The sequence below is a fragment of the Enterobacter sp. Crenshaw genome (genome assembly GCF_024734705.1).
Lineage (GTDB): Bacteria > Pseudomonadota > Gammaproteobacteria > Enterobacterales > Enterobacteriaceae > Enterobacter > Enterobacter asburiae_B.
This window is the reverse complement of the sequence record NZ_CP102932.1, coordinates 470,124-497,122: the sequence shown is the minus strand read 5'-3', so window position 1 is coordinate 497,122 and position 26,999 is coordinate 470,124. Positions and strand designations below refer to the sequence as shown.

At 58.0% G+C, this 26,999-nt stretch carries 26 protein-coding genes; 7 read left to right on the top strand and 19 right to left on the bottom strand.

What is annotated here, in order from left to right; all coding sequences use genetic code 11:
* Positions 1 to 21 precede the first annotated feature (21 nt).
* The 3 genes from treC (at position 22) to nrdG (ending at position 4,786) form a co-directional block, all read left to right on the top strand.
* Entirely contained in the window at positions 22 to 1,665 is a 1,644-nt protein-coding gene (gene treC, locus NWV12_RS02310; protein ID WP_048980696.1) for an alpha,alpha-phosphotrehalase, read from the top strand.
* Between the two features lie 376 nt (positions 1,666 to 2,041).
* Entirely contained in the window at positions 2,042 to 4,180 is a 2,139-nt protein-coding gene (gene nrdD / locus NWV12_RS02305; protein ID WP_032662478.1) for an anaerobic ribonucleoside-triphosphate reductase, read from the top strand.
* 141 nt (positions 4,181 to 4,321) lie between these two features.
* Positions 4,322 to 4,786 carry an anaerobic ribonucleoside-triphosphate reductase-activating protein gene (nrdG, locus tag NWV12_RS02300; protein WP_048980697.1) on the top strand — a complete coding sequence of 155 codons (465 nt, stop codon included), beginning with the start codon at positions 4,322 to 4,324 and terminating at the stop codon, positions 4,784 to 4,786.
* A gap of 32 nt (positions 4,787 to 4,818) precedes the next feature.
* Here nrdG and NWV12_RS02295 read toward each other — a convergent pair whose 3' ends face one another.
* The 12 genes from NWV12_RS02295 to pmbA form a co-directional block, all read right to left on the bottom strand.
* The gene (locus tag NWV12_RS02295; RefSeq protein WP_048980700.1) at positions 4,819 to 6,729 is read right to left on the bottom strand and encodes a transcription antiterminator; all 1,911 of its coding nucleotides are present in this window, start codon (positions 6,727 to 6,729) and stop codon (positions 4,819 to 4,821) included.
* A gap of 19 nt (positions 6,730 to 6,748) precedes the next feature.
* Positions 6,749 to 7,885, bottom strand: coding sequence for a lactonase family protein (locus tag NWV12_RS02290; protein WP_048980702.1), 1,137 nt, complete (start codon positions 7,883 to 7,885; stop codon positions 6,749 to 6,751).
* A gap of 114 nt (positions 7,886 to 7,999) precedes the next feature.
* On the bottom strand, positions 8,000 to 8,740 hold the full coding sequence (locus tag NWV12_RS02285) for a KDGP aldolase family protein (protein ID WP_033144496.1): 741 nt from the start codon (positions 8,738 to 8,740) through the stop codon (positions 8,000 to 8,002).
* Positions 8,737 to 9,855, bottom strand: a complete 1,119-nt coding sequence (locus NWV12_RS02280; RefSeq protein WP_048980703.1) for a DgaE family pyridoxal phosphate-dependent ammonia lyase — start codon at positions 9,853 to 9,855, stop codon at positions 8,737 to 8,739. Before NWV12_RS02280 ends, NWV12_RS02285 begins: the two co-directional genes overlap by 4 nt.
* Entirely contained in the window at positions 9,839 to 10,972 is a 1,134-nt protein-coding gene (locus NWV12_RS02275; RefSeq protein WP_048980704.1) for an amidohydrolase/deacetylase family metallohydrolase, read from the bottom strand. Before NWV12_RS02275 ends, NWV12_RS02280 begins: the two co-directional genes overlap by 17 nt.
* Positions 10,973 to 11,014: 42 nt before the next feature.
* Positions 11,015 to 11,656, bottom strand: a complete 642-nt coding sequence (locus tag NWV12_RS02270; protein ID WP_023310183.1) for a DUF4310 family protein — start codon at positions 11,654 to 11,656, stop codon at positions 11,015 to 11,017.
* A gap of 13 nt (positions 11,657 to 11,669) precedes the next feature.
* Positions 11,670 to 12,446, bottom strand: a complete 777-nt coding sequence (locus NWV12_RS02265; RefSeq protein WP_023310182.1) for a DUF4311 domain-containing protein — start codon at positions 12,444 to 12,446, stop codon at positions 11,670 to 11,672.
* Between the two features lie 22 nt (positions 12,447 to 12,468).
* Positions 12,469 to 12,768: a DUF4312 family protein gene (locus NWV12_RS02260; RefSeq protein ID WP_006810338.1), complete on the bottom strand. Its 300-nt coding sequence runs from the start codon at positions 12,766 to 12,768 to the stop codon at positions 12,469 to 12,471.
* 2 nt (positions 12,769 to 12,770) lie between these two features.
* Positions 12,771 to 13,133 carry an SFCGS family glycine-rich protein gene (locus tag NWV12_RS02255; protein WP_023293430.1) on the bottom strand — a complete coding sequence of 121 codons (363 nt, stop codon included), beginning with the start codon at positions 13,131 to 13,133 and terminating at the stop codon, positions 12,771 to 12,773.
* Positions 13,134 to 13,143: 10 nt separating this feature from the next.
* On the bottom strand, positions 13,144 to 13,482 hold the full coding sequence (locus NWV12_RS02250; RefSeq protein WP_025911967.1) for a glycine dehydrogenase: 339 nt from the start codon (positions 13,480 to 13,482) through the stop codon (positions 13,144 to 13,146).
* Positions 13,483 to 13,797: 315 nt separating this feature from the next.
* Entirely contained in the window at positions 13,798 to 14,184 is a 387-nt protein-coding gene (gene cybC, locus NWV12_RS02245) for a cytochrome b562 (RefSeq protein ID WP_008501412.1), read from the bottom strand.
* A 41-nt stretch (positions 14,185 to 14,225) separates the two neighbouring features.
* Positions 14,226 to 15,578 (bottom strand): metalloprotease PmbA, encoded by a 1,353-nt coding sequence (pmbA, locus tag NWV12_RS02240; RefSeq protein WP_023310180.1) that lies wholly within the window; start codon positions 15,576 to 15,578, stop codon positions 14,226 to 14,228.
* A 95-nt stretch (positions 15,579 to 15,673) separates the two neighbouring features.
* Here pmbA and yjgA point away from each other — a divergent pair, with 95 nt between their 5' ends.
* Positions 15,674 to 16,225, top strand: coding sequence for a ribosome biogenesis factor YjgA (gene yjgA / locus NWV12_RS02235; protein WP_029739257.1), 552 nt, complete (start codon positions 15,674 to 15,676; stop codon positions 16,223 to 16,225).
* A 77-nt stretch (positions 16,226 to 16,302) separates the two neighbouring features.
* On the opposite strand, the gene mpl is transcribed toward yjgA, so the two are convergent.
* Entirely contained in the window at positions 16,303 to 17,682 is a 1,380-nt protein-coding gene (gene mpl / locus NWV12_RS02230) for a UDP-N-acetylmuramate:L-alanyl-gamma-D-glutamyl-meso-diaminopimelate ligase (protein WP_029739256.1), read from the bottom strand.
* Between the two features lie 197 nt (positions 17,683 to 17,879).
* Here mpl and fbp point away from each other — a divergent pair, with 197 nt between their 5' ends.
* Positions 17,880 to 18,878 carry a class 1 fructose-bisphosphatase gene (gene fbp / locus NWV12_RS02225; protein WP_023310178.1) on the top strand — a complete coding sequence of 333 codons (999 nt, stop codon included), beginning with the start codon at positions 17,880 to 17,882 and terminating at the stop codon, positions 18,876 to 18,878.
* Positions 18,879 to 19,028: 150 nt separating this feature from the next.
* Positions 19,029 to 19,385 (top strand): LysR family transcriptional regulator, encoded by a 357-nt coding sequence (locus NWV12_RS02220; protein ID WP_033144492.1) that lies wholly within the window; start codon positions 19,029 to 19,031, stop codon positions 19,383 to 19,385.
* On the opposite strand, the gene NWV12_RS02215 is transcribed toward NWV12_RS02220, so the two are convergent.
* From NWV12_RS02215 to ytfQ, 5 genes are all read right to left on the bottom strand, one after another.
* On the bottom strand, positions 19,357 to 20,928 hold the full coding sequence (locus NWV12_RS02215) for a methyl-accepting chemotaxis protein (RefSeq protein ID WP_048980706.1): 1,572 nt from the start codon (positions 20,926 to 20,928) through the stop codon (positions 19,357 to 19,359). The genes NWV12_RS02220 and NWV12_RS02215 overlap by 29 nt on opposite strands.
* 93 nt (positions 20,929 to 21,021) lie before the next feature.
* Positions 21,022 to 22,023 (bottom strand): galactofuranose ABC transporter, permease protein YjfF, encoded by a 1,002-nt coding sequence (gene yjfF, locus NWV12_RS02210; protein WP_023293434.1) that lies wholly within the window; start codon positions 22,021 to 22,023, stop codon positions 21,022 to 21,024.
* The gene (ytfT, locus tag NWV12_RS02205; protein WP_161798504.1) at positions 22,010 to 23,035 is read right to left on the bottom strand and encodes a galactofuranose ABC transporter, ATP-binding protein YtfT; all 1,026 of its coding nucleotides are present in this window, start codon (positions 23,033 to 23,035) and stop codon (positions 22,010 to 22,012) included. The genes yjfF and ytfT overlap by 14 nt, the downstream gene beginning before the upstream one ends.
* Before the next feature lie 10 nt (positions 23,036 to 23,045).
* Positions 23,046 to 24,548: a galactofuranose ABC transporter, ATP-binding protein YtfR gene (gene ytfR / locus NWV12_RS02200; RefSeq protein WP_008501421.1), complete on the bottom strand. Its 1,503-nt coding sequence runs from the start codon at positions 24,546 to 24,548 to the stop codon at positions 23,046 to 23,048.
* A gap of 132 nt (positions 24,549 to 24,680) precedes the next feature.
* The gene (gene ytfQ / locus NWV12_RS02195; RefSeq protein WP_014882271.1) at positions 24,681 to 25,637 is read right to left on the bottom strand and encodes a galactofuranose ABC transporter substrate-binding protein YtfQ; all 957 of its coding nucleotides are present in this window, start codon (positions 25,635 to 25,637) and stop codon (positions 24,681 to 24,683) included.
* Positions 25,638 to 25,946: 309 nt separating this feature from the next.
* On the opposite strand from ytfQ, the gene ppa reads away from it, so the two are divergent.
* A complete protein-coding gene (gene ppa, locus NWV12_RS02190) occupies positions 25,947 to 26,477 on the top strand; it encodes an inorganic diphosphatase (protein WP_010427397.1) in 531 nt (176 codons plus the stop codon).
* 176 nt (positions 26,478 to 26,653) lie between these two features.
* Here ppa and NWV12_RS02185 read toward each other — a convergent pair whose 3' ends face one another.
* The gene (locus NWV12_RS02185; protein ID WP_014830431.1) at positions 26,654 to 26,998 is read right to left on the bottom strand and encodes a gamma-glutamylcyclotransferase; all 345 of its coding nucleotides are present in this window, start codon (positions 26,996 to 26,998) and stop codon (positions 26,654 to 26,656) included.
* Position 26,999: the final 1 nt, after the last annotated feature.

Below are 26,999 nucleotides of genomic sequence, written 5' to 3'. Positions count from 1 at the left end.
TCGCATTTGCAGGAACGCATTATGAATACCCTTCCTCACTGGTGGCAGAACGGCGTCATCTATCAGATTTACCCAAAGAGCTTCCAAGATACCACCGGCAGCGGCACCGGCGATCTGCGCGGCGTGACGCAGCGTCTGGACTACCTGAAAACCCTCGGCATCGACGCCATCTGGCTGACGCCGTTTTATATCTCCCCGCAGGTGGATAATGGCTACGACGTGGCGAATTACACCGCCATCGACCCGGCTTACGGCACGCTGGATGATTTCGACGAGCTGGTTGCCCGGGCGCACGAGCGCGGCATCCGTATCGTGCTGGATATGGTGTTTAACCACACCTCTACCCAGCACGCCTGGTTCCGCGAGTCGCTGAACAAAGCGAGCCCGTACCGCCAGTTCTACATCTGGCGCGACGGCACGCCGGAGCAGCTTCCCAATAACTGGCGCTCCAAGTTTGGCGGCAACGCCTGGCGCTGGCACGCCGAGAGCGAGCAGTATTATCTGCACCTGTTTGCGCCGGAGCAGGCGGATCTCAACTGGGAGAACCCTGAAGTGCGCGCCGAGCTGAAAAAGGTGTGCGAGTTCTGGGCCGATCGCGGCGTGGACGGCCTGCGTCTCGACGTGATTAACCTGATTTCAAAAGACCAGGATTTCCCGGACGACAACACCGGAGACGGCCGCCGCTTCTACACCGACGGACCGCGCGTTCACGAATATCTGCAGGAGATGAGCCGGGACGTCTTCACCCCGCGCAACCTGATGACGGTGGGCGAGATGTCCTCGACCTCGCTGGAGAATTGCCAGCAGTACGCCTCGCTCGACGGCAGCGAGCTGTCGATGACCTTTAACTTCCACCACCTGAAGGTGGACTATCCCGGCGGCGAAAAGTGGACTAAGGCGAAGCCGGACTTCGTGGCGCTGAAAACCCTCTTCCGCCACTGGCAGCAGGGGATGCACAACATGGCCTGGAACGCGCTATTCTGGTGTAACCACGATCAGCCACGCATCGTGTCGCGCTTTGGTGACGAAGGGGAATACCGCGTTCAGGCCGCGAAGATGCTCGGCATGGTGCTGCACGGCATGCAGGGCACGCCGTATATCTACCAGGGCGAGGAGCTGGGGATGACCAACCCGCACTTCAGCCGCATCACCGACTATCGCGACGTGGAAAGCCTGAACATGTTCGCCGAACTGCGCGCCAACGGCCGCGAACCGGATGAATTACTGGCGATTCTGGCGAGTAAGTCTCGCGATAACGGGCGAACCCCAATGCAGTGGGACGCTTCGCACAATGCGGGCTTTACCGAGGGCGAGCCGTGGATTGGCGTCTGCGACAATTACGAGACGGTGAACGCCCGCGCCGCGCTCGACGACCCGGATTCGGTGTTCTACACCTACCAGTCGCTGATCGGCCTGCGTAAAACCCTGCCGGTGCTGACGTGGGGAGATTATGAGGATCTTCTGCCGGAACATCCTTCTCTTTGGTGCTACCGTCGTCAGTGGCAGGGGCAGACGCTGATGGTGGCGGCGAACCTGTGTAATACGCCGCAGGAATGGCAGACAGACGCCCTCAGCGATAAGTCGCAGGTGCTGATGAGTAACTACCCGGCACCGCAAACGACGTCGCTGCGTCCGTTTGAAGCCGTCTGGTGGTTGCAGCAGTAATTCTCTCTACCGGGTGCGGCTCAGCACCCGGCTTACTTTACTGTTTTTGTTGAGTAAATAATCAGATTTTTCTCTCGCGCCTTTACAATCGCTGAAGCGCCCGTCGTTTGTACTCTCGTCTTTTTACTTTGTTCTGCATCAAATAAATCGCAAACATGTTTGATGCAAATCACTATATGTAGCACTTAAAATGCACACCGACCCAACATCTTGTATTTATCGTCTACTATTCCAACAACAAGACGGCGCTTACGCTGGCCGGAATTGTGGATAACACGAGCTGGGAACGCGGGAAGTCTTTGGCCCGGCGGGGAATATGCCCGGTTATGACTTCTCCACCTCTGTGGATAACCTGTTTTCAAAAAATGGAGTGATCATGACACCGCATGTGATGAAACGTGATGGCTGTAAAGTGCCGTTTAAATCAGAGCGCATCCAGGAAGCCATTCTGCGTGCAGCTAAAGCAGCGGGAGTCGATGACGCAGATTACTGCGCCACCGTCGCAGAAGTCGTTAGCAGCCAGATGAACGAACGCAGCCAGGTCGATATCAGTGAGATCCAGACCGCGGTTGAGAACCAGCTGATGGCGGGGCCCTACAAGCAGCTGGCGCGCGCCTACATTGAGTACCGTCACGATCGTGACGTGCAGCGTGAGAAGCGCGGTCGTCTGAACCAGGAGATCCGTGGCCTGGTGGAGCAGACCAACTCCGCCCTGCTCAATGAAAACGCCAACAAAGACAGTAAAGTGATCCCGACCCAGCGCGACCTGCTGGCCGGTATCGTTGCCAAACACTATGCCCGTCAGCATCTGCTGCCGCGCGACGTGGTCTCGGCGCACGAGCGCGGTGAAATTCACTACCACGATCTCGACTATTCGCCGTTCTTCCCGATGTTCAACTGCATGCTGATCGACCTGAAAGGCATGCTGACCCACGGTTTTAAAATGGGTAACGCCGAGATTGAACCGCCTAAATCAATCTCCACGGCCACCGCCGTCACCGCGCAGATTATCGCTCAGGTCGCCAGCCATATTTATGGCGGCACCACGATTAACCGCATTGATGAAGTGCTGGCCCCGTTCGTGACGGCAAGCTTCAACAAGCATCGTAAAACGGCCGAAGAGTGGCAGATCCCGGACGCCGACGGCTACGCGCACTCCCGCACCGAGAAAGAGTGCTACGACGCCTTCCAGTCGCTGGAGTATGAGGTAAACACGCTGCACACCGCCAACGGCCAGACGCCGTTTGTAACCTTCGGGTTTGGTCTGGGCACCAGCTGGGAATCACGCCTGATCCAGCAGTCCATCCTGCGCAACCGCATTTCCGGCCTCGGCAAAAACCGCAAAACGGCGGTGTTTCCGAAACTGGTGTTCGCCATTCGCGACGGCCTGAACCACAAGTTTGGCGATCCGAACTACGACATCAAACAGCTGGCGCTGGAGTGCGCGAGCAAGCGCATGTATCCGGACATCCTGAACTACGATCAGGTCGTCAAAGTGACCGGTTCGTTTAAAACGCCAATGGGCTGCCGCAGCTTCCTCGGCGTGTACGAAGATGAAAACGGCGAGCAGATCCACGACGGGCGCAACAACCTGGGCGTCATCAGCCTGAACCTGCCGCGCATCGCGCTGGAGGCGAAAGGCAATGAAGCGGAATTCTGGACGCTGCTGGACGAGCGCCTGCAGCTGGCGCGTAAGGCGCTGATGACCCGTATTGCACGTCTGGAAGGGGTCAAGGCCCGCGTCGCACCGATCCTCTATATGGAAGGGGCCTGCGGGGTACGTCTGAAAGCGGACGATGACGTGTCGGAGATCTTCAAAAACGGTCGCGCGTCCATTTCGCTGGGCTATATCGGTATTCACGAGACCATCAACGCCCTGGCGGGCGATACGCATATGTACGACAGCGAGGCCCTGCGCGAAAAAGGCATCGCCATCGTTCAGCGCCTGCGCGACGCGGTTGACCAGTGGAAAGAGGAAACCGGCTACGGGTTTAGCCTCTACAGCACGCCGAGCGAGAACCTGTGCGACCGCTTCTGCCGTCTGGATACCGCCGAGTTCGGGATCGTGGAAGGCGTGACCGACAAAGGGTATTACACCAACAGCTTCCACCTCGACGTGGAGAAAAAGGTGAACCCGTACGACAAGATCGACTTCGAAGCGGCCTATCCGCCGATCGCCAGCGGCGGCTTCATTTGCTACGGCGAGTACCCGAACATTCAGCACAACCTGAAGGCGCTGGAAGACGTGTGGGATTATAGCTATCAGCACGTGCCGTATTACGGGACCAACACGCCAATCGACGAGTGCTACGAGTGCGGCTTTACCGGTGAGTTCGAGTGTACGAGCAAAGGCTTTACCTGCCCGAAATGCGGCAACCACGATGCGGCTCGCGTCTCCGTGACCCGTCGCGTGTGCGGCTATCTCGGCAGCCCGGACGCGCGTCCGTTTAACGCCGGCAAGCAGGAAGAGGTGAAGCGTCGCGTGAAGCATTTGGGGAATGGGCAGATCGGGTAAGTTCTGCGCAGGGTTCTCCCCCTCACCCTACCCCTCTCCCTCAAGGGAGAGGGAACCGATCGAGCACATTGTTATTCCTGCCACCGGTTTTCTCCCTCTCCCTGTGGGAGAGGGCCGGGGTGAGGGCATCAGGTTAACGCTATGAATTATCATCAATACTACCCCGTCGACATCGTCAACGGCCCCGGCACCCGCTGCACCCTGTTCGTTTCAGGCTGCGTCCACGAATGCCCCGGCTGCTATAACAAAAGCACCTGGCGCTTAAATTCCGGCATGCCGTTCACCGCCGAAATGGAAGACCGGATCGTCAACGACCTGAACGACTCGCGCATCAAACGCCAGGGGATTTCGCTCTCCGGCGGCGATCCGCTGCACCCGCAAAACGTGCCGGAGATCCTGAAGCTGGTGAAGCGCATTCGCCGCGAATGTGCAGGCAAAGATATTTGGGTCTGGACGGGATATAAGCTGGATGAACTCAATGCGCAGCAAAGAGAAGTAGTGGATCTGATTAACGTCCTGGTCGACGGCAAGTTCGTGCAGGATTTAAAAGACCCAGCCCTGATCTGGCGCGGCAGCAGCAACCAAGTTGTGCACCATTTGCGATGAACAAAGGCGGATGTTATCCGTCCGCCCTTACCTCAAAACCGGCTCAAACTCTCCATTGCCACCGCCTTAAACTCGGCAAAATCTCCGCAGCCACACAGCCGCGACATTGCCCGTTCACGCAGGAAAGTGACGAAAATATCGTAAATCGCCATCGCCTCTTCGTATTCGCTTTTGCTGATGGCGAGCAGGAAGATGACGTGCGCGGTTTCGTCGCCCCACTGTACGCCGTGCGGGGCGAGCACCGTATAGACCACGGTTTTCTGCGCTAAAAGGCCGAGGGAGTGCGGGAGCGCGATGCCGTCACCGAGCATGGTGCTGACGATGGCTTCACGCTCGACGACAGAATCCAGGAACTCCGCGCCGACAAACCCCTCGCCTTCAAGCTGCGCGCACAGTTCACGGAACAGCGTTTGCTGGTCAACGGGCTTGTCGATAATGCGGAAATGGGCCGCGTCGAAGTATTTATCCAGCATCCACGGGCGGGTGCGGTCCACCAGCACCAGCTTGCCGATCTGTTCTAACTGGTAATCGGTTGGGAACGGGGCGATCATCACCACCGGTTTGGATTTTTCGCTCACGCGGGCGGTGGAAATGACAAAGTCCTCGCCGATCGAATCCGCCAGCTCGTACTCGCGCAGGGTGAGCGTGCGGGCCACCTCAATCTGCGGGTACTTGCGCTGGAGCACCGCCTCGATCATGCGGACCATGGCATTCCCGGCGTCGCATACCAGCAGCACCCGCGGCTGGCGCTGGTAGCCGATGTTGTAATGGCGCTCCAGCCCGACGCCGATATGCAGCACCAGGAAGCCGATCTCGTTTTCGCTGATCACATACGGCGTGTATTTTCCCCAGCTCGACACCGCCGCGAGGGTCATATCCCACGCCATCGGGTAGTGCTGCTTGATGTTATCCAGCAGCGGATTGGGGATCATGATTTGATACCGCACGCGGGTGATCATGGTTTTGATGTGCGTGAGCAGGTCCGCGTGCAGCTGCGCGTCGCTGAGCAGGTTGTAATTATAGTGGGTGTTGATGTAGCGCAGGATGTAGTTGACCAGCGCTTCGTCGTCATCCGCGTTAATGGCGCTCGGGGCAATCTCCTGAATCTGCCGCGCCGCAATGTGCACGCACAGCCAGCTCTCCTCCGAAGGTGAAAGCGCTTTGCCCGCCAGCTGCTGGATAGTGACGGCGATATCTTTCGCCGCCTCGCGCACGTTCTCTTCCACGTCTTCGGCATGGAATTCCGGCAGCGGATAGCCCTCGCTGATGCGCCGCACCGACACTGCACAGTACAGGCGCAGGAACAGCTCGCCTTCGTCGGTCAGACGGATGTGATGACGCGTCAGCGCCTCGTGCAGCACGGGCACCATCTGCTCCGCCACGCCTGCATTCAGCGCCACGTCGGTCACCAGCGGATTCAGGCTGTCCTGCTGCGCCAGCTCCCAGAGCAGATCGGTCAGACAGGCGCGGGTCGACATCTCGCTGCCAAACAGCTTCATCCCGTGGCGCGGGCGCGTTTCCAGCGTCAGGTTATAGCGGTGGAACCACTCTCGGACTTCGGCCATGTCGCTCTGCAGCGTGGCGCGGCTGACGAACCACTCGTCCGCCAGATCCTCGAGCTTAAGAGAAAATGCCGAGGTCAGAAAACGCACCACCAGATAGTGCACGCGCTCCGGCCCGGTCCGGGGAATACGCAGCGCGCGCGGGTGGGATGCCTGCAGCTGCTGGTAGCGCTGGGCATCATCAATTTTGAGCTGATAGCCGTTGCCCCGGCTCAATATAAACTGCGCGCCGTGGCCTGCCAGCAGCGCGTTCAGGGCGGTGATATCGGCACGGACGGTTCGCGTGGAGACCGACAGCCGCTGCGCCAGCTCGTCCTGCGGCAGCGTCTCGTTTTGCAACAAATCGAACAGTTGCGCTAAACGTTGGTTCGGAAATCGCACGGGTTTGTCCTCTTACAGCTTAAGGTGAAATGACCATCTGAGATGGGCTGCCGACCGGGGTATAGTCCGGCTCGAAGCTTAATTTCCCGTCCTGCGCCACGCGGAAACGGGTGATGTTGTCGCTGCGCTGGTTCATGACGTACAGCCAGTGTCCCTGCTTATCGAGCGTCAGGGTGCGCGGGTAGTCGCCGCGCGTCCACACGTCGTCCTGATGCGTCAGCGTGCCCTCCGCTGTTACGGTAAAGTGCCCGATGCTGTTATGCAAACGGTTAGCCACATACAGCTGTTTACCGTCGGCGCTTAATGCGAGCCCGGCAGCAAAGCCGGTGCCTTTGTAACCTTCCGGCAGGGCTGAGAGCGTTTTGCCCTCTTTCAGGGTGCCGTTGGCGTTCACGGTATAATGGGTGAGCGTAGACGCCTCTTCGTTAATCAGCCACAGGGCATCGCCTTTTGGCGTAAAGACAAAGTGGCGCGGCCCGGCGCCTTTTGAGGAGGCGCTGATAAACGGCGGATCGTTCGGCGTCAGCTTCCCTGTTCGATCGTCAAAACGGTACTGGTAGAGGCGATCCAGCCCAAGATCGGTGGAAAACACGTATTTCCCGCTCGGATCGGCGGCGATCATGTGCGCGTGGGGGCCGTTATGATCGCTGATGGCAAAGCTTCCTTCGACAGCCGCTTCCGGCTTCGCCGCGCCCGGTTCGCCCTGATCCTGACGTTTATCCGTAGCCTCACCCAGGCTGCCGTCTGCGTTGACTGGCAAAACGGCGATCGATCCGCTGACATAGTTAGCCACCAGCAGATGTCGACCGTTCGGCGTCAGCGACAGGTAAACCGGCCCCGCGCCGCCGGAGGCCACCTGATTAAGCTCGCTCAGCGCGCCGTTATCCCCCACCCGCAGCGCCTGCACCACGCCCTGCTCCACTTCACTTGCCAGATAGAGCGTTTTGCCGTCGTGCGAGACGGCCAGCTGCGCGGCGTTCGGCAGCCTGCTCACCAGCGTTTTATTCGCCAGCGCGCCGCTTTGCGGGTCAACGGTAAAGCGGTACAGCCCTTCGCCGTTGGGGTTGTAGGTGCCCACCCAGGCGTACTGCGGCTGGGCGATAGCGGCGGTGGCGAGCATTGAGAGTGAAGCAACAAGCAGGGTACGGGTGTGCATGGTGGCTCCTTTATATTTGTGCGGTTTGTTTTCCCTCACCCCGGCCCTCTCCCAAAGGGAGAGGGGGTAAAAGTTCCCTCTCCCTTTGGGAGAGGGTTAGGGTGAGGGCAGATACTACTTCACCAGCTTCTTCGTCATCGCAAGCAGCGTACGCACGTCTTCCGGGCGCGTGTCGCCGCTGGCTTTGTCGATAATCGAGCTGTAGATATGCGGGATGATTTTGCTCACGCCCGCGTCGAGGGCGATCTGCAGGATCTCCTCATAGTTTTCCAGATCGATACCTCCGGTCGGCTCCAGCCAGAAGTCGTGACGGGCGCAGGCTTCCGCCACCGCGTTGTACTCATCACGGCACTTGAGGCCGCCCATCGGGAAGTATTTGATGGAGCTGCCGCCGAAATCCTTCAGCAGGGCAATCGCGGTTTCAACCGGTACGATGCCGTCCGGTGCGTTGCTGCTCAGCGGTCCGGTGGAGATTTTCACCATGCCCACGGTGCCGGTCGGAGAGACCAGGCCGTTGACCACCGACTCATTCTGCCCCAGCAGCGCGCGGCTGGTGGCCACGCCGGTGAAGACCTGGTTGACGTGCTGCGGCTGCACCTGACGGGAGATCTCGCTTACCATCGCCGACTGGTTCGGATCCCCCGCGCCGAGGCCGACGGAGAGTGCGTTATCGATCAGCGCGGCATATTCACGCATATCGGCAACAGCGCTCGCCACGTCCGGGTAATTTTTGGAGAGCACGCCCACCAGCACGTGACCTTCCGCCGCCTCGTAAATGGCGCTGGCGTTGGCTTTCGATCCTGCCAGCACGTTCAGGCAGACGCGGTCACGGTAAAAGTTGGGGGTCAGTTTCATGCTTTTTTCTCCTGTCCTAATACTTCGCTAATGCGGCGATACACGATGTTCAGCTGGTCAGCATTCACGCTGCGCACGTCCGCCTCGATAATCCCTTCGTTGGCCTTGTAGCCACGGAAGTAAATGGCGTACTCCCCCTGCTTGAGCTTCGCCACCAGATCGCCCGTGCCGACGCCCGTTGCGGCTTCGTCAAACTTAATCTCGGTGCGCGCGATATCGCGACCGGCGCTGTCCCAGACCACGCGCGCGGTCACGCCGTTCAGGGTATTGAGCGCCTCGATAAACGGCGTCATCTTCGCCACCATCTCGGCCCCGCTCTCTTTGGTCGCGGTCAGGTAGTGTTCGATGGCGCAGGTCAGGCCAAGAATGCCCTCTTTGCCCACCTTCATCGCGCGGCCAATGCCCGCGGTCTGGCGCTTCACCCACTCAACGTACTGGGTTTTGCCGATCACCAGCCCGCTGGTTGGGCCTTCAATCGCCTTCGCGCCGCTGTAGATCACCAGATCGGCACCGGATCGGTAGTACGCGTGCAGATCTTCTTCCGCCGCCGCATCGACGATCAGCGGGAGATCGTGCTTGCGCGCCACCACCGCCGCCTGCTCGACGCTGAGCATGCTTTTCTGCACGCAGTGGTGCGATTTGATGTAGAGGATCGCCGCCGTGCGCGGGGTGATCGCCGCCGCCAGCTGATCGGCGGAGCATTCGTTGGCGTAGCCCGCCTCCACCAGCTTGCCGCCGCCCAGTGCCACCATGGTGCCCACCGGCGCGCCAAAATTTACGTTGTGGCCTTTCGGCAGGACGATTTCGTTGTTCTCAATCGGGGTCACGTGCAGGTTTTCCAGCAGCCAGTCGCTGTCTTTGACCAGCACCGCCGCCACGGACTGGGCAATGCCCGCAGACGCGCAGGAAACTACCGTCGCGCCTTCCACATTCAGCAGCTTCGCGATGTATTCCCCGGTTTTGTTGACCAGATCCTTCATCTCGAAATAGTGATTCATGCCGTCCATCGCCACCTGCACCACTTCCGGGCGCGGCGTGGAGACGCCCAGCGCCGTCATGCGGCCAGAGGTGTTGATAACCTGCTTTAAATGGTACTTCTCATAAATCGAAGGCATGTTCCGTGCTCCCTTGTTCGGTCATATAGCCCTTGCCCGCGCGGATCGCGGCAAGCGGCACCAGAATGTGTTCAGCCTGCAGGCTGTCGTTTTCGGCATCCGTCAGCACCGTCGGCTGGCGTTTAATCGTGAACAGCGTCAGGTCGGCGTCGAGACCCGGCTGGATGCGGCCCTTGCGCGCCAGGCGCAGGCCGTCGGCGGCGTTGGCGGTCACGCAGTCAATCACCTGCGGCAAGGACATGCCGATGGCGAGAAACTTCGACATCACGCTTGCCAGCGAGCCCACCGGGCCGTTGATGCGGTTGCGGCAGTAGATATCCGAGCTGATGGTGTGCGGCAGAATGCCCCTCGCGATGGCGCGTTTCGCCACCTCAAAGCTGAAGCTCGCCGTGCCGTGGCCGACGTCCAGACGCACGCCGCGCTTCAGGGCGGAGGTGATGGAGGCGCGCAGCTCGCCGGAGGGCGTCAGAATGCGGTTGGGTTTGCCGTTGTAGCAGTGGGTGATGATGTCGCCGGAGCTCAGCAGCTCGGCAATTTCGTCGAGGTTCGGCGGGTTGTTGCCGATGTGCACCATCAGCGGCAGGTCGCCGTTCTCTTTCTGAATGGCTTTCGCGCGCTCCAGCGGCGTGATGCCGTTTTCACCGACCACGCTGCTGCTCATGCGCGCCTTCAGGCCGACGATAAAATCAGGGTGGCGCTTCACCGCCTGCTTCACCGCGTCGGCGTCGATATTCGCCATGTTGGCCAGCTCGTTCTGGGCAATCAGCCCCACGCGGGAGATGTTCAGCAGGGCAAACACCTCGGTGGAGGCCCTGCGGGTGATGTCATAGAAATCGTCCACGTCGTCGGCGCCGGTACTGCCCGCGTCCACCACGGAGGTGACGCCGGTGGCAATGCCCACGCTGTCCGGCTCGTCGTGGTAAATTGGAGAATTCGGGTAGCAGTGAACGTGGGAGTCAATCCAGCCTGCACTGACGAACACGTCGCCGTTCAGCTCAACCGTTTTATGCGCGGGGGCGTCAATGTCCCCCAGCGCCGCGATCTTCCCGTCCTGAATGGCGATATCGGTCAGGGTATCGTCGGCAAAGCGCGCACGGCGCAGGAGTAAATCAAACATGAGGATCTCCTGATAAGGCGGGCGCCTGAGCGCCCGCGGGTATTAAAGGGCGACCGGGAACAGCCAGCCCAACAGCATTGCGCCGAGGATCGCGCCACCGGTGATCGGCTTCTGCCAGATGTAGAACACCAGCGCACCCAGCAGGGAGCCGACGCCGATAGGAATGGAGGCGGTCATGGCGCTGAGGATAATCAACGGCCCGAGGAAGCGGCCGGAGGCGTTACCCGCGCCCATCATCACGTCTGCACCGTAGGTGGAGTTGCTCTGGTTGATGGTGAACTTACGCGCCAGGATGATGACGTAGCCAATCGCCAGACCAATCACCAGGCCGGTAATCAGCGCGGCAATGAAGTTGGTCACCGGGAACATGATGCCCGCGCCCAGCAGCAGCGCCGGAACGCCGAGGCCCACGCCGGTCTGGATGGCGCCACCGATGTCGAGAATACCCACCAGCGAGCCCTCGATAATGCGGGCGAACAGGAAGCTCGCGCCGAACGCCGCCACCGCGCCGTAAACCCCGGTATCGATCCCCGCTTTCAGCATCGCCACGAAGGCCACTTCGTTAAACGCGCCGATGCCGTAGAGGTAGTACATGTGCGTCCCGGCGAAAACGCCGGAGGAGAGCAGGCCAACGAAGATCGGGAACGACCAGTCGGCATACCAAAAACCTTTATTCTGTTCCATTTAGAGGCTCCTGTTATTTACCGCTGAGCGAGTTGTGGATCATGTCGAGCCAGTTCGGCACGGTCAGATGGAAGGATTCGATCATCTTCATGTCGAAGCCGCGGAAGAAGCCGCTCAGCACGAAGAGCAGGACGATCGCCGCCATCATCACTTTGGTGACGTGGTTCCAGCCGCTCTCTTCCACGCCTTTCCCGATCAGGATCCCCAGCACCAGGCCCGGTACGGCGTTGCCCATGATCAGCTGCGCCGCGCCGCCAAAGATGGTGGCCCAGAAGCCCGATTTTTTACCCGCGTCGATGGCCGCCAGCCAGAAGATCACCGGCATGACGGTGTTGACCAGCAGGTTTGCCGCCGGTACCAGCACCTTCACGGCGGTGACCTGAAGCGCTGCCGGCACGGAGGAGGCGGTCAGGTTCAGGAAGGTGACGACGAGCATGCCAATCACGCCGCAGGCAATTGCCATTTTGCGCGGGTCGTGCAGCGTTTCGCCGACGTTACGGTTTTTGATCATCAGTGCAGCAGCACCCCAGTTCGGGATGATGCGGTGGTCAACGTCCTGTGTGAAGGCACCTGCGGCCACGGAAGAGGCCCAGGCGTTAAAGAAGAAACCTAACCCAAAGGAGAAGTGGGACGCCGGATCCCCTTCACAGGAGTTCAGTTCCCCCAACGTACGAAACGCGCCCATACCCTGAGTGGTAGGCGCATGAAACATGCGTGCAGCCCCGGCGCCAACACCGACGCCAACCAGGCCGCCAATGATGAGCGATTTTATTAATATAATTAAGAACATCAGTCTGCCCTTTTATGAATAATCAGCGTTGCGTGACGAAATCCACCTGGTCAAGATTGATAGCGGTCACGTTGACGGTCACATCCAGCTCCACGCTGTAGGTGCGTCTTTCCCGGCGCAGAAAGAAGAACAGAAACGCTTCTTTTCGCACCGCTTCTTGCGCCTGAACGACCTGCACATCCTGTGGCTCAATACGCAGTAAGATATGCGGTGAGGCTTTCATCACCGCGGCCTGAACGTGGTTGAGCGCGTCGGCAAAGGCGCGCGCTTTGGCGTCGCCTTTGCCCTTCACTCTCACCGTGGTTGTGAACTGTTCTTTCATGCTTATGCGCCGTATTTCTTCTGCCACGCCTGTACCAGACGCTCGCCCAGCTCTTCTTTATCCATAAAGCCGAAGCCCAGCACGTTGCAGCCTTCGTTGATGGCGGTCACGCCCTCTTCCACGGAACGCATGCCGTATTTGGCCTTGTAGCCATATTTGGTTTGGGCAGTGATGGCACCCGCGCCGCCGCTGCCGCAGAAGGAGATGCCGAAGGTGGCGTTTTCCGCTTTCATCACGTCGCCGAGCTTCATGTCCGCCGCCATGCCCGGTACGACCACCGCGCGTCCACCTGCTTTTTCCACACCGGCAGCCACTTTCTGACCTTTACCCAGGCGATCGCCAATCACGACTGTAATCTGTTCCATGTGTTGCTCCTTAAAGGTTGTCTTTCGCGACTTCAAAGTGAACGGAGAGCAGCCAGGCTTCTTCATCAGGAAGATTGCCAAACTGCGCGACCACTTCACGGGCGAGCCGCATTGAATCCGGTGAAATTTCGTCAAACAGCTCTGCTTCAACCTCCGGCAGCGGCTCGCCGGTCACGGACCGGTGCGCCATTGCGCGCACGTGGGAGGTGAGCATCTGCTCCTGTACCGCATTGGGGATGATGTTGTTTCGGGCCAGCAGGGCATAAACCTGCTGCAGCATGGTGTTCGCGAGCTGTTCTGTTTGCTCCGCCTGTTCCCCAACGTCGTTCATTACCGCTCCGTTAATCACTGGTCTTACCCCGTTAATGGCTCTGGAATAAAACTAACGTTGGGGGGGAATTGTTTGTAGCGAGTTGTTTTCCACTTCGAAGTGGAAAGGCGAGCCGCAGCAGTGATCTGTGCCACATAAATGCGGTGAATCTGAATTAATGACGGTATTTGCGTGATGAATATCACGTATTCCAGCGGCAAAACGCGCGCCGGGGAAACGAAACGTTCAGGCGCGGTGACGCAAAAATGTGATGGCGATAGGGTTTACTTATTACCGCGTAAAAAAAACGGGGGCCGCTGGCCCCCGCTGGTTGTTTGTCAGATGCGCGATCGGTTAACGGTACTTCTTGTGGTAGGTATTACGGGTCGTCACAAACTGCTCGGCCGCCGCCTGGGCTTCCTTCACTTTGCCTTCGTTAGCCAGCTTCAGCGCGCCGTCGATCTGGCCGACCAGCACGTCAAAGCCGTGGCGGTAGTCTTTCATTTCTGCGCTGTCTGCCGCTTTGCTTTCCAGCTTCGGAGGCGTCGCTTTTTGTGCGTCCAGCGCCGCTTCACGCATTTTGGTCAGCGCGTCTTTCATTTCAGCCGCATTGTCGGTTTTCTGCACCACCTTCAGGTTTTGACCGAGGATGCCCATGTCGTCTTCAAGATCGGCAGCAAACGCAGAAGAGCCAAGAACCAGCGTTGAAGCCGCGACGATCGCTAACAGATGTTTACGCATTGCTCACTTCCTTTTTTATTATTAAAACGCCTTTACGGGTATTACTGACCGGCGATTTTCATTTCCGGCAGAAGTACAGAACCACACTGTATATTGCTACGTGTTTCAATATCGTTACCGACCGTAACGATATTGCGCCACATGTCCTTCAGGTTGCCGGCGATAGTAATTTCGCTCACCGGATACTGGATTTCGCCGTTTTCCACCCAGAAGCCCGCCGCGCCGCGCGAGTAGTCGCCGGTGATGCCGCTTACGCCCTGGCCCATTAGCTCGGTCACCACCAGCCCGGTGCCCATCTCTTTCAGCATCTGCTCAAAGTTCAGGCCCTGTCCGGCAATGCGCCAGTTGTGGATGCCGCCAGCGTGTCCGGTGCTTTTCAGCCCCAGCTTGCGCGCGGAGTAGTTGGTCAGCAGCCACTGGGTCAGAATGCCGTCTTTGATGATATCGCGACGTTCAGTGCGCACGCCTTCGCTGTCGAACGGCGTGGAGGCCAGCCCCTTCAGCAGATGCGGATGTTCTTCAATGGTGAGCCATTCCGGCAGGATCTGCTTGCCCAGCGAGTCGAGCAGGAAGGTCGATTTACGGTAAACCGAGCCGCCTGCGATAGCGCCCACCAGATGGCCAAACAGACCGGTCGCCACTTCGTTAGCAAAAATGACCGGGGCCTTCATGGTGGAGAGTTTACGCGGCGACAGGCGTGACAGCGTGCGTTCTGCACACTCTTTACCCACCCACTCAGGAGACTGCAAATCCCCCAGCGCACGGCCAATGGTGTAGGCGTAGTCGCGCTCCATGTCACCGTTCTCTTCGGCGATCACGCAGCTGGAGAGCGAATGACGGGTAGAGCAGTAGCCCTGCAGCATGCCGTGGCTGTTGCCGAAGACTTTGATGCCGTAATGGCTGTTGAAGCTGCCGCCTTCGGTATTGGTGATGCGCTTATCGGCCTGCAGGGAAGCCTGCTCGGCGCGCGCGGCGAGTTCGATCGCTTCGTCCGGGGTCACTTCCGCCGGGTGGAAAAGATCGAGATCCGGCGCGTCAAACGCCAGCAGGTCTTTATCCGCCACGCCTGCGTAAGGATCCGGAGAGGTATAACGGGCGATATCCAGCGCCGCCTGCACCGTACGGGCAATGGCATCCGGGCTGAGATCGGTAGATGACGCGCTGCCTTTGCGATTCTGGTGATACACCGTGATCCCAAGCGCGCCATCGCTGTTGAATTCTACGTTCTCCACTTCACCATAGCGGGTGCTCACGCTGATGCCGGTGGTTTTGCTGACCGCCACTTCGGCGCCATCTGATTTTTCTGAAGCAAGCATCAGCGCGGTGGAGACGGCTTCTTCAAGAATCTTACGCTGCGCTTCAACTTGTGAGGTTACTTTCATCGCAAATGCCATACTGTAAGAGAGAGTTATCTGAAGTCTAACAGAGAACCGTTTTTCAGTGCGCGTCTTAACTGGTAACATTAGCCTCTTTTTTTAAGGAGCCTGACATGACTAAGCAGCCCGAAGACTGGCTCGACGACGTTCCCGGTGATGACATCGAAGACGAAGATGATGAGATCATCTGGGTCAGTAAAAGTGAAATTAAACGTGACGCCGAAGAGTTAAAACAGCTTGGCGCAGAAATGGTAGAACTGGGTAAAAACGCGCTGGACAAGATCCCGCTCGACCAGGATCTGCGTGATGCCATTGAACTGGCACAGAAAATCAAGAAAGAAGGCCGTCGTCGCCAGCTTCAGCTTATCGGGAAAATGCTGCGTCAGCGCGACGTCGATCCGATCCGCCAGGCGCTGGACAAGCTGAAAAACCGCCACAACCAGCAGGTTGCGTTTTTCCACAAGCTTGAGCAGATCCGCGATCGCCTGATTGAACAGGGTGATGACGCCGTACCGGAAGTGCTGAACCTGTGGCCGGATGCCGACCGCCAGCAGCTGCGTTCCTTGATCCGCAACGCGCAGAAAGAGAAAGAAGGGAATAAGCCGCCGAAGTCTGCGCGCCTGATTTTCCAGTATCTGCGCGAGCTGTCTGAGAACGAAGAGTAATCTGTTCCCCTCACCCCGTAGGGGCGAGGGAGAAAAGAAAGTAGGCCCGGTAAGCGCAAGCGCCACCGGGCTTTTTTTTACTCTGCGGCTGCCGCTTCCGCTTTCTTCGCCAGACCGTCCAGCAGCTTCTGATGGATCCCACCAAAACCGCCGTTGCTCATCACCAGAATGTGGTCGCCAGGCTGTGCGGCTTTCACCACCATATCCGCGAGCGCATCCACATCCGCGCTCCAGTGCGCAGGCTGAATGCAGGCATCGGCCACTTCGGCCACCTGCCACGGAATATGCTGCGGCTGCAGCAGGAAGACCTCATCGGCACGTCCTAACGACGGCGCGAGATCATCTTTGCAGATGCCCATCTTCATGGTGTTCGAGCGCGGTTCCAGCACCGCCAGAATGCGGGCTGTCCCGCCGACCTTGCCGCGCAGGGCGGCAAGCGTTGCCAGAATAGCCGTTGGATGGTGCGCGAAATCGTCATACACGGTAACGCCGTGGGCTTCACCGCGCAGTTCCAGACGACGACGGGCGTTGATAAACGAGCCCAGCGCATTGGCCGCATCCGCAGGCAGAACGCCAACGTGACGCGCCGCAGCAATAGCCATCAGGCCGTTGTGCATGTTGTGCTCGCCCACCAGGCCCCACTTCACCTCACCCACTTTTTCACCGTCGAGCAGCACTTCCCACTCGGAGGCATCGGCGTTGAGTTTCTTCGCCTGCCAGTGGCCCTGCTCGCCCACCAGCTCCTGCTCGCTCCAGCAGCCCATCGCCATCGTCTGCTTCAGGTTGATGTCGTTCTCCGGCAGGATGATGCGCCCCTGGCCCGGAACAATGCGCACCAGGTGGTGGAACTGTTTCTGGATCGCTTTCAGGTCGTCAAAAATATCCGCGTGGTCGAACTCAAGGTTGTTGAGGATCAGCGTGCGCGGGCAGTAATGCACGAACTTGGAGCGCTTGTCGAAGAACGCGCAGTCGTATTCGTCGGCTTCGATCACGAAGAACGGGCTGTCACCCAGACGCGCAGAAACGTCGAAATTACCCGGTACGCCGCCAATCACGAAGCCCGGCTTGTAACCGCAGGCTTCGAGGATCCAGGTCGCCATGCCCGCGGTCGTGGTTTTGCCATGGGTACCGGCAACGGCAACCACCCAACGGTCGCGCAGGACGAAGTCATGCAGCCACTGCGGGCCGGACATGAACGGAATATTGCGTTCCAGAACCGCCTCGACGCACGGATTGCCGCGGGTCATGGCGTTGCCGATGATCACCAGGTCTGGCTCGGGATCCAGCTGGCTGGCATCGTAGCCCTGAATTAACGAGATGCCCTGTTTCTCCAGAAGTGTGCTCATTGGCGGATACACATTGGCGTCCGAACCTGTCACTTCATGGCCCAGCGAGCGCGCCAGCATTGCCAGTCCGCCCATGAAAGTGCCACAAATCCCCAATATATGAATGCGCATACGTCACTATCCTTCTTCAATGTGGCGCACATTTTACTCACATGTTAGCGGCTGTGAAACGCATTTCAGGTAAATCCGTATGTTGCTGGCGCGATTCACCTCTGCGCTAATATTTGAATGTTTGTTAAGATTGTTGGGCTTTAGTCGTTTTAGTGAACATACAATCGCTCTACTCACAAAGATGCAGGGAAAGTGTTATGAAAACGTTAGGTGAATTTATTGTCGAAAAGCAGCACGAGTTCTCTCATGCTACCGGTGAACTCACTGCTTTGCTGTCGGCAATAAAGCTGGGCGCTAAGATCATCCACCGCGATATCAACAAGGCCGGTCTGGTCGATATCCTGGGTGCCAGCGGTGCCGAGAACGTTCAGGGCGAGGTTCAACAGAAGCTCGATCTGTTCGCAAATGAAAAATTGAAAGCTGCACTGCGCGCGCGCGACATCGTTGCGGGTATCGCCTCTGAAGAAGAAGATGAAATTGTTGTTTTCGAAGGGTGTGAACACGCTAAATACGTTGTTCTGATGGATCCGCTCGACGGCTCCTCAAACATCGACGTTAACGTTTCTGTCGGTACCATTTTCTCCATCTACCGCCGCGTCACGCCTGTTGGCACGCCGGTGACCGAAGAAGATTTCCTGCAGCCGGGCATTAACCAGGTTGCTGCCGGTTACGTCGTTTATGGCTCCTCCACCATGCTGGTGTACACCACCGGCTGCGGAGTTCACGCCTTTACGTACGATCCTTCACTGGGCGTTTTCTGCCTGAGCCAGGAACGCATGCGCTTCCCGGAGAAGGGCAACACCTACTCCATCAACGAAGGCAACTACATCCGCTTCCCGAACGGCGTGAAGAAGTACATTAAATTCTGCCAGGAAGAAGATAAAGCGACCCAGCGCCCGTACACGTCACGCTATATTGGCTCTCTGGTCGCGGATTTCCACCGTAACCTGCTGAAAGGCGGTATCTACCTCTACCCAAGCACCGCCAGCCACCCGGACGGGAAGCTGCGCCTGCTTTACGAGTGCAACCCGATGGCGTTCCTCGCCGAACAGGCGGGCGGCAAGGCGAGCGACGGTAAAGAGCGTATTCTGGATATCGTGCCGGAAAGCCTTCACCAGCGCCGTTCATTCTTCGTCGGCAACAACCACATGGTTGAAGACGTTGAACGTTTTATCCGTGAGTATCCGGACGCGTAATGCCTCTCTACAGGGGAGCCGTTCTGGCTCCCCTGTTCATTTATATATTTTACCGTATAAGTGTTTATAAAAAACATGCTTTAATATTCACCACTGCTCCTGCATTATTTCCATAACAGTTTGACAGATATTTCGTGGAGCAGAATCGCAATGAACAATTATTCCCGTGCTAATACCGGCATTGATTTAAATCTTATCCCTGTATTTATTGAAATCGTCCGCTGCGGCAGCATGGCTAAAGCCTCTTTGCGTCTGGAGATGTCACGTCCGGCGGTGAGTCTGGCCCTAAAGCGTTTTAATCAACTCTTTGATGAACCTTTATTTTTCCGCAAAGGTTTATATCTTGAACCGACGGAAAAAGCGTTAGCTTTAACCAGTTCGCTGGAAATATTAATGGGTGAAATTCACGATAATATTGCGGCAGTTAATTCCGGAAAAAATAAAACCCCGGCACAGAACGTACCGGGGCTGGGTAATATTATGCAGCGGTCTGAGTCGTCACTTTGAATGATGACATGGCTTCCATCAGCTGACGCGACTGCTCTTCAAGAGAGCGGGTCGCGGCGGAGGATTGCTGCACCAGCGCCGCATTCTGCTGCGCGGTTTCGTCCATCTGATTCACCGCAATATTCACCTGCTCAATGCCGCGGCTCTGCTCCTGAGACGCGGTCGCAATCTCACGCATCAGTTTGGTCATGCGCAGCACTTCTGTTGCGATTTCGTCCATCGTTTCGCCAGCCTGCTGTGCCAGCTCGCTGCCCTCGTTAACGTGGGTCTGCGAATCACTGATAAGCGATCGGATCTCTTTCGCCGCGTCGGCGCTGCGGCTGGCGAGGTTTCGCACTTCGCCCGCGACGACGGCAAACCCGCGCCCCTGCTCGCCCGCGCGCGCCGCTTCCACGGAGGCGTTAAGCGCCAGGATATTGGTCTGGAAGGCAATACCGTCGATCACGCTCAGGATGTCGGCGATGCGCGCCGAGCTGCCCGAGATATCGCGCATTTTTTCAATTACGTAGCAGACCATCTCGCTGCCGTGATCGGCCGTGTCGGACACCGACTTCGCCAGCTGGTGCGCCTGCTCGGCGTTATCGGCGTTGAGCTTCACCGTGGCGGTGATCTGTTCCATGCTGGCCGCCGTCTGCTCAAGCGACGTGGCGGTGGATTCCGTGCGCTCGGCAAGATCGCGGTTTCCCAGCGTCAGCTCGCGGCTGCCGGTGTCAATTTGCGCGCTGGCATCGCGTACCCGCATAACCGAGTTCATCAGCGACTGGCGCATCTCCTCTATCACCGCGTTGAGGCGGTTAAACTCCTGGCTCGCGGGGGCATTCAGCGTATGGGTTAAATCCCCCGCCGCCACGTTCTCCAGCTGAGCAATGGAGGCCGAGAGCGGCTTGAGAAGCATATGGCGCAGCACCAGCCAGGCGAGCACGATAATGCCCGCCGTCAGCAGCGCGGCGACGATAATCAGGATCAGTACGCGGGTTTTACTCGCCTGCACGGCACTCACTTCCGCCTGACCACGCGCTTCGCTCCATTTCTGAAACGCCTGCATATCGTTATCAAACTGCTTCGCCACCGGAATCAGCGTCTTCTCCAGCAGATCGTAATACCCGTCCGCGCTCTGGTCATTCAGGGTTTTCAGCATCGGGTTGATCCCCTGCTGGCTATACGTCGCCAGGCTGGCCGCCACTTTATTGAGCAGCTGTTGCCCCTGCTCGTCAGCCACGCCGCCGTCGATCACGCCTTTCAGCGTTTTCTGGGCCAGGGCAACTTCCTGATTGATGTTTTTTACCGCTTTGGCCGCATCGTCCAGCATGCCGATTTCCATCATGCGGACGGCCTGACCCGCCTCATTGCGCGCGCGCAGGATCAGCGTATAGCCTGAATTAAGCTGCACCATCTGCTCACCCTGAAGGTGATTAATACGCTGCAGTGAAGAAGAACTCTGTGTGAGGGCATAAATGCCAATGCCGCTGACAATCAGCAGCAGAAGGGTCATAACGGCCAGTAAAGAGAGCAAGCCGGTACGAATCGATAGCGTTTTAAGCATGATATTATTTCCGGTAGCGAGATATTTCTGGGCATAAAAAAAGAGTATCGGCCGCTACCAGAAAATGTTTAGACTTTAAGCAAATTCAGCGTGTTATCGCTCTGTTACCGATGTGTTTACGCGGGTAACAGGTGAGCTTTGGCGGTTCTCCCAGAGCACCGTAAGACCGCGCTGCAGGGCAATAAAGATAAACAGCAGAATGCCGATGGCGATCTTCGTCCACCAGGAGCTGAGCGTGCCGTCAAAGTTGATATAGGTTTGTATCAGCCCCTGGATCGCCACGCCGAACAGCGTCCCCAGCACCGTACCGACCCCACCGCTCAGCAGCGTGCCGCCGATAACCACGGAAGCAATCGCATCCAGCTCAACGCCCACGCCTGCAAGGGCATAGCCCGCCTGGGTATACACCGAGAAGACGATACCCGCCAGCGTAGCCAGGCCGGTCGAGAGCATATAGATGCGGATGGTGGTGCTGCGGGTGGAGATCCCCATCAGGTTTGCCGACGTGGCGTTACCGCCGATGGCGTAAACCTGATTGCCAAACCGGGTACGGTGGGCGAGGAAGATGCCAATCACCACCACGCCCAGCATTAGCAGCCCCATCGCGCTCAGGCGGCCGCCGCCGGGAATTTTCCACGCCAGGCTGGAGAGCGTGTCGTACACCGGATGGTTAATCGGAATCGACTCTTCCGAGACCAGATAGCTCACCCCGCGGAGGAAGAACATCCCGGCGAGAGTAATGATAAACGCCGGGATTTTTAACGCGTCGATCAGCAGCCCCATAAAGGCACCAAACGCGCAGCCCATCGCCAGCACCAGCGGAAACGCCACCAGCGGAGAGATCCCCCAGAAGCCGATCGCCTTCGCGAGGAATACGCCCGTGAACGCGATCACCGAGCCAACGGAGAGATCGATCCCACCGGAGAGGATCACAAAGGTCATTCCGACGGCGATAATGCCTAAAAAGGCGTTATCGGTCAGGATATTGCAAATCACGCGCGTCGACGCAAAACCGGGGAATTGGGTGAGGCAGTAGAGATACCCCAGCACAAACACGCCCAGCGTGATCATCAACGGTAAATTACGTTTTATCATGGCCACGGATCCCCTTAATGATGCTGACAAAGCGCGGCGACTGGACGATCAGCACGCAGAGCACGACCACCGCTTTCACCACCTGGTTGAGTTCCGGCTGGAACCCCGAAAGCAGGATCCCGGTGTTCATTCCCTGAATGATCAGCGCGCCAATCACCGAGAGCAGCAGGTTAAAGCGCCCGCCCATCAGCGATCCACCGCCGATCACCACCGCGAGGATCGCGTCCAGCTCCAGCCAGAGCCCCGCGTTGTTGGCATCGGCCCCGCGAATATCCGCCGCGACGATGACCCCGGCGATGGCGGCGCAGACGCCGCTCAGCACGTAGGTCAGCATCACCATCAGCCGGGTGTTGACCCCGGCGTTGCGCGCGGCGCGGATGTTGATCCCGACGGCTTCAATGAACATGCCCAGCGCCGTTTTGCGGGTGAAAAGCCAGAAAACCACGAGCGTGACCAGGGCAACGATCACCGGCGTCGGGAAGAACAGAAGGTTGCCGCTCCCGATCCACGCCAGGCTCAGCGAGTTAAAGGTGACAATCTGCCCGGAGGTAATCAGCTGCGCCACGCCGCGCCCGGCCACCATTAAGATAAGGGTGGCGACAAAGGGCTGAATTTTCAGCACCGCCACCAGAATGCCGTTCCATAATCCGGCCAGCACGCCGGTGCCTAAGGCCGCCAGCAGTACCACCGGCAGGCTGTGTCCGGACACGGTCATGGAGGCGGCCGTGGCCCCGGCGATAGCCATCACCGCGCCGACGGAAAGGTCAATCCCGCCGGTGGCGATGACCAGCGTCATCCCGATGGCCAGCAGCGCCACGGGCGCTGCACGGTTTAGAATGTCTATCGGGCTGCCAAACAGGCGACCATCCTGCACGATAATCTGGAAGAAATGCGGCGCGACCAGGCTATCAACCAGCAGCACCACCAGCAGCGCTGCGATTTGCGGCGTGCCGGTTGGCCAGCTGAATCGGCGCTTTGACTCACCGGTTTGCGAAAGCGAACGGGGCATCACGATTTACTCCTTATGCCGCGATGGCATTCATGATCGCCGGAACGGACAGCTTATCCAGCGGGATCTCTGCCACCTGTTTGCGATCGCGCATGATGATGACGCGATCGGCATATCCCACCAGCTCCTCCAGCTCGGACGAAATAACCAGCAGCGCCAGACCGTCCGCGCACAGGGTTTCGATAAGCCGGATAATTTCGGCGTGCGCCCCCACGTCAATGCCGCGGGTCGGTTCGTCGAGGATCAGGAACTGGGGTTTGGTCAGCAGCCAGCGGGAGAGCAGCACCTTCTGCTGGTTGCCGCCGGAGAGGAACTCGATAGGCTGTTCCGCGCTCGGGGTACGAATACCCAGCTGACGGATAAAGCGCTCGGCTATGGCGTTTTGCTCTTTACGGGGGATCGGGCGCAGCCAGCCGCGCTGGGCCTGCAGCGCCAGAATGATATTTTCCCGCACCGAGGCCGCGGCAATAATGCCGTCCGTTTTCCGATCTTCCGGGCAGAAGCCGACGCCCAGACAGGAGGCCTGATGCGGGGATCGCAGGGTTTGCGGTTTGCCCTTGATCAGCGCGCTGCCGCTGTCGGCCGGCTTGATCCCGAAGATCACTTCGGCGGTTTCGGTTCGTCCGGATCCTAACAGGCCCGCCAGCCCGACAATTTCGCCCGGGCGGACTTCCAGATTAAACGGCGATATCACGCCTTTCTTGCCGTAATCGCTGAACGCGGCGACCGGTTTCTCGCTCAGCAGCGTGCGCCCGGCGCGCTGAAGGGCGTTGGTTTCCAGCTCGCGGCCCAGCATCATTTTCACCAGTTCGATCTGCGGCAGCTCGCGGGTTTCGCGGCAGCCGACAAAGCTGCCGTTGCGCAGCACCGTGATGCGATCGCTTACCTCATATACCTGATCGAGGAAGTGGGTAACGAAGATCAGGCTGACGCCCTGATCGCGCAGCTGACGCATCAGGGTAAAGAGCATCTCAACTTCCTGGGTATCGAGGCTGGCGGTGGGTTCGTCGAGGATCAGCACCTTTGCCGAGAGATCGATCGCGCGACAGATGGCGACAATCTGCTGCATCGCCACGGAAAAGCGGTTCAGCGGCTCGCGGACGTCAAGGGAGAAACCGTACGATTCCATCAGCTTTGTCGCCCGCGCCTCCATCTCTTTGCGGCGCAGCAGGCCAAAACGTCGCGGCTCACGGCCAATAAACAGATTATCCGCCACCGACATATTCGGCAGCAGGTTCACTTCCTGGTACACCGTCCCGATCCCCAGCTGTTGGGCATGGGCGGTATTTTTCGGCGAAATGGCGTTGCCTTCCAGCCAGATGGTGCCGCGATCGGCATGATAAACGCCGGTCAGGGATTTAATCAGCGTCGATTTTCCCGCGCCGTTCTCGCCCAGCAGCGCCATGATCTCACCGCGCCGCAGGCTGAAATCAACGTTATCCAGCGCCTTTACGCCGGGGAAGAATTTGCTTAAGCCCTCTGTGCGGAGGATTTCCTGGTGTTGTTCAGTGGTCATGGTTTTCCCCCTCACCCTGACCCTCTCCCCGGAGGGGAGAGGGGACTATTCGTGCCAGTCTATAAATTTCTGCCCAAACCGCCCTTTTCCCTCTCCCCTCCGGGGAGAGGGCTGGGGTGAGGGGCGCGGGTCTTAGTAGCCCATATTTTTCTTCTTCTCTAACTCTTCTTTCGCCGTGTCAGGCAGGTAGAGCGTGGACTTGGTGACCGTCACCTTCTCAGGCATCGTGCCGTCTTTCTTGAATTTCTCCAGCGCGTCGAATGCCGGACCCGCCATGTTTGGCGTCAGCTCCACGCTGGCGTTGGCTTCGCCGTCGATCATCGCTTTGTAGATGTCCGGCACGCCGTCGATAGAGCCGGTGAGGATATCTTTGCCCGGCTTCAGGCCCGCTTCTTTAATCGCCTGAATCGCACCGATCACCATGTCATCGTTGTGGGCGTAAACCATGCAGATGTTCTTGCCGTTGTTTTCAGCCTTGATGAAGCTCTCCATGACCTCTTTACCTTTACTGCGCGTAAAGTCGCCGGACTGAGAGCGGATAATCTTGATGTTTGGCGCTTTAGCGATGGCTTCAGCAAAGCCTTTTTTACGGTCGATGGCCACGCTCGCGCCGACGGTGCCCTGCAGCTCAACGACGTTACACGGCTTGCCGTCGACCTGTTTCACCAGCCAGTCGCCAATCAATTGCCCTTCCAGCACGTTGTTGGCGGTCACGGTGGTCATATAGAGGGATTTGTCTTTAACGTCGATTGAACGGTCGAGCAGGAAGACAGGGATCTCAGCGTCTTTCGCTTCCTTCAAGACGGGTTCCCAGCCGGTCGCCACGACGGGTGCAATAAAGATGGCATCCACGCCCTGGGCGATAAAGGAGCGCACGGCTTTGATCTGATTCTCTTGTTTTTGCTGACCATCGGCGATTTTCAGGGTAATGCCGCGTTTCTGAGCCTCGCTTTTGGCAACGTTGGTTTCTGCCGCTCGCCAGCCAGATTCAGAGCCGACCTGCGAAAAACCTACGGTTAAGGGAGCGGCCATCGCCATAGACGACATGGCTGCCGAAACTGCTGTGACAAGAAGTAAGCGCTTCCACATATGAGCGTCCTCGTAGGGGTGTTTATTGTTGGTTAAAAGATGTTCTGCGAAATGACTATAGCCCATGAAATATGTAACGAATTGCGTTACATCACACTTCAGAAAAGTGAATAAAACGTTAATCACAAGTTTGTAATCGCTTTCATTTCACCATGAAAAATGCGGCTGAGTTTATGGATTTTTCTGTCATGGAATCGGTCTGAAAAGTGGAGAAAGCGGGGAGAGAAAGCGAAAACAGGCGGAGACATTCAGCGCGAGTTGGCTATAATACCTGCCACTTGTTTACCATCCATTTTAAAGGACACCGACATGAGCTTACTCAACGTCCCAGCGGGTAAAGAACTGCCAGAAGACATCTACGTAGTTATCGAAATCCCGGCTAACGCAGATCCGATCAAATACGAAGTGGACAAAGAGAGCGGCGCCCTGTTCGTAGACCGTTTCATGTCTACCGCGATGTTCTATCCGTGCAACTACGGTTACATCAACCACACCCTGTCTCTGGACGGTGACCCGGTTGACGTGCTGGTCCCAACGCCATACCCACTGGAGCCAGGCTCTGTCATTCGCTGCCGTCCAGTTGGCGTGCTGAAAATGACCGACGAATCCGGTGAAGATGCGAAGCTGGTTGCGGTACCGCACACCAAGCTGAGCAAAGAGTACGATCACATCAAAGATGTGAACGACCTGCCAGAGCTGCTGAAAGCGCAGATCACTCACTTCTTCGAGCACTACAAAGACCTCGAAAAAGGCAAGTGGGTTAAAGTTGACGGCTGGGACAACGCAGAAGCGGCGAAAGCAGAAATCATCGCCTCTTTCGAACGCGCTGCTAAGAAGTAATTCTTACCGCTGTTAATGAAGGCCCCGCGAGTCGGGGCTTTTTTTATGGTTGGAGAGTTTCGCCCGGCGGCGCTACGCTTGCACGGGCCTACATGTTCATTGTAGGCCGGGTAAGCGCAGCGCCACCCGGCAAGAGACGAAAAAAACAACGCCACCTCACGGTGGCGTTGTTTTTTTCAGTACTGGTCTCTGTCTAACCAGTTACCGCTTACAATCCGCGTTAACCCTTCGACCGGACGCTGGTAGACGTACATCCACGCACTTCCGTACGGCGTCTGGATCAACTGGCGTGCGTATTCACCGCCCCTGGTGCGCAAGGCATCAAGTTCGGCAAGCGTCGCGTTATCAATACGATAGACTTCACCCTGTACTGTTCCTTCGCCCGGAACCGCGCCTGGATAGTGGCCCAGGCTGTACAACTGGTAGTTCTCGATATTGTAATTCCCCAGCAGCAGGGCATTGGTCATCCAGTGACTGTTGCCTTGCTTGGTTCGTAAACTGCCGTAGACAAATATTCGCATT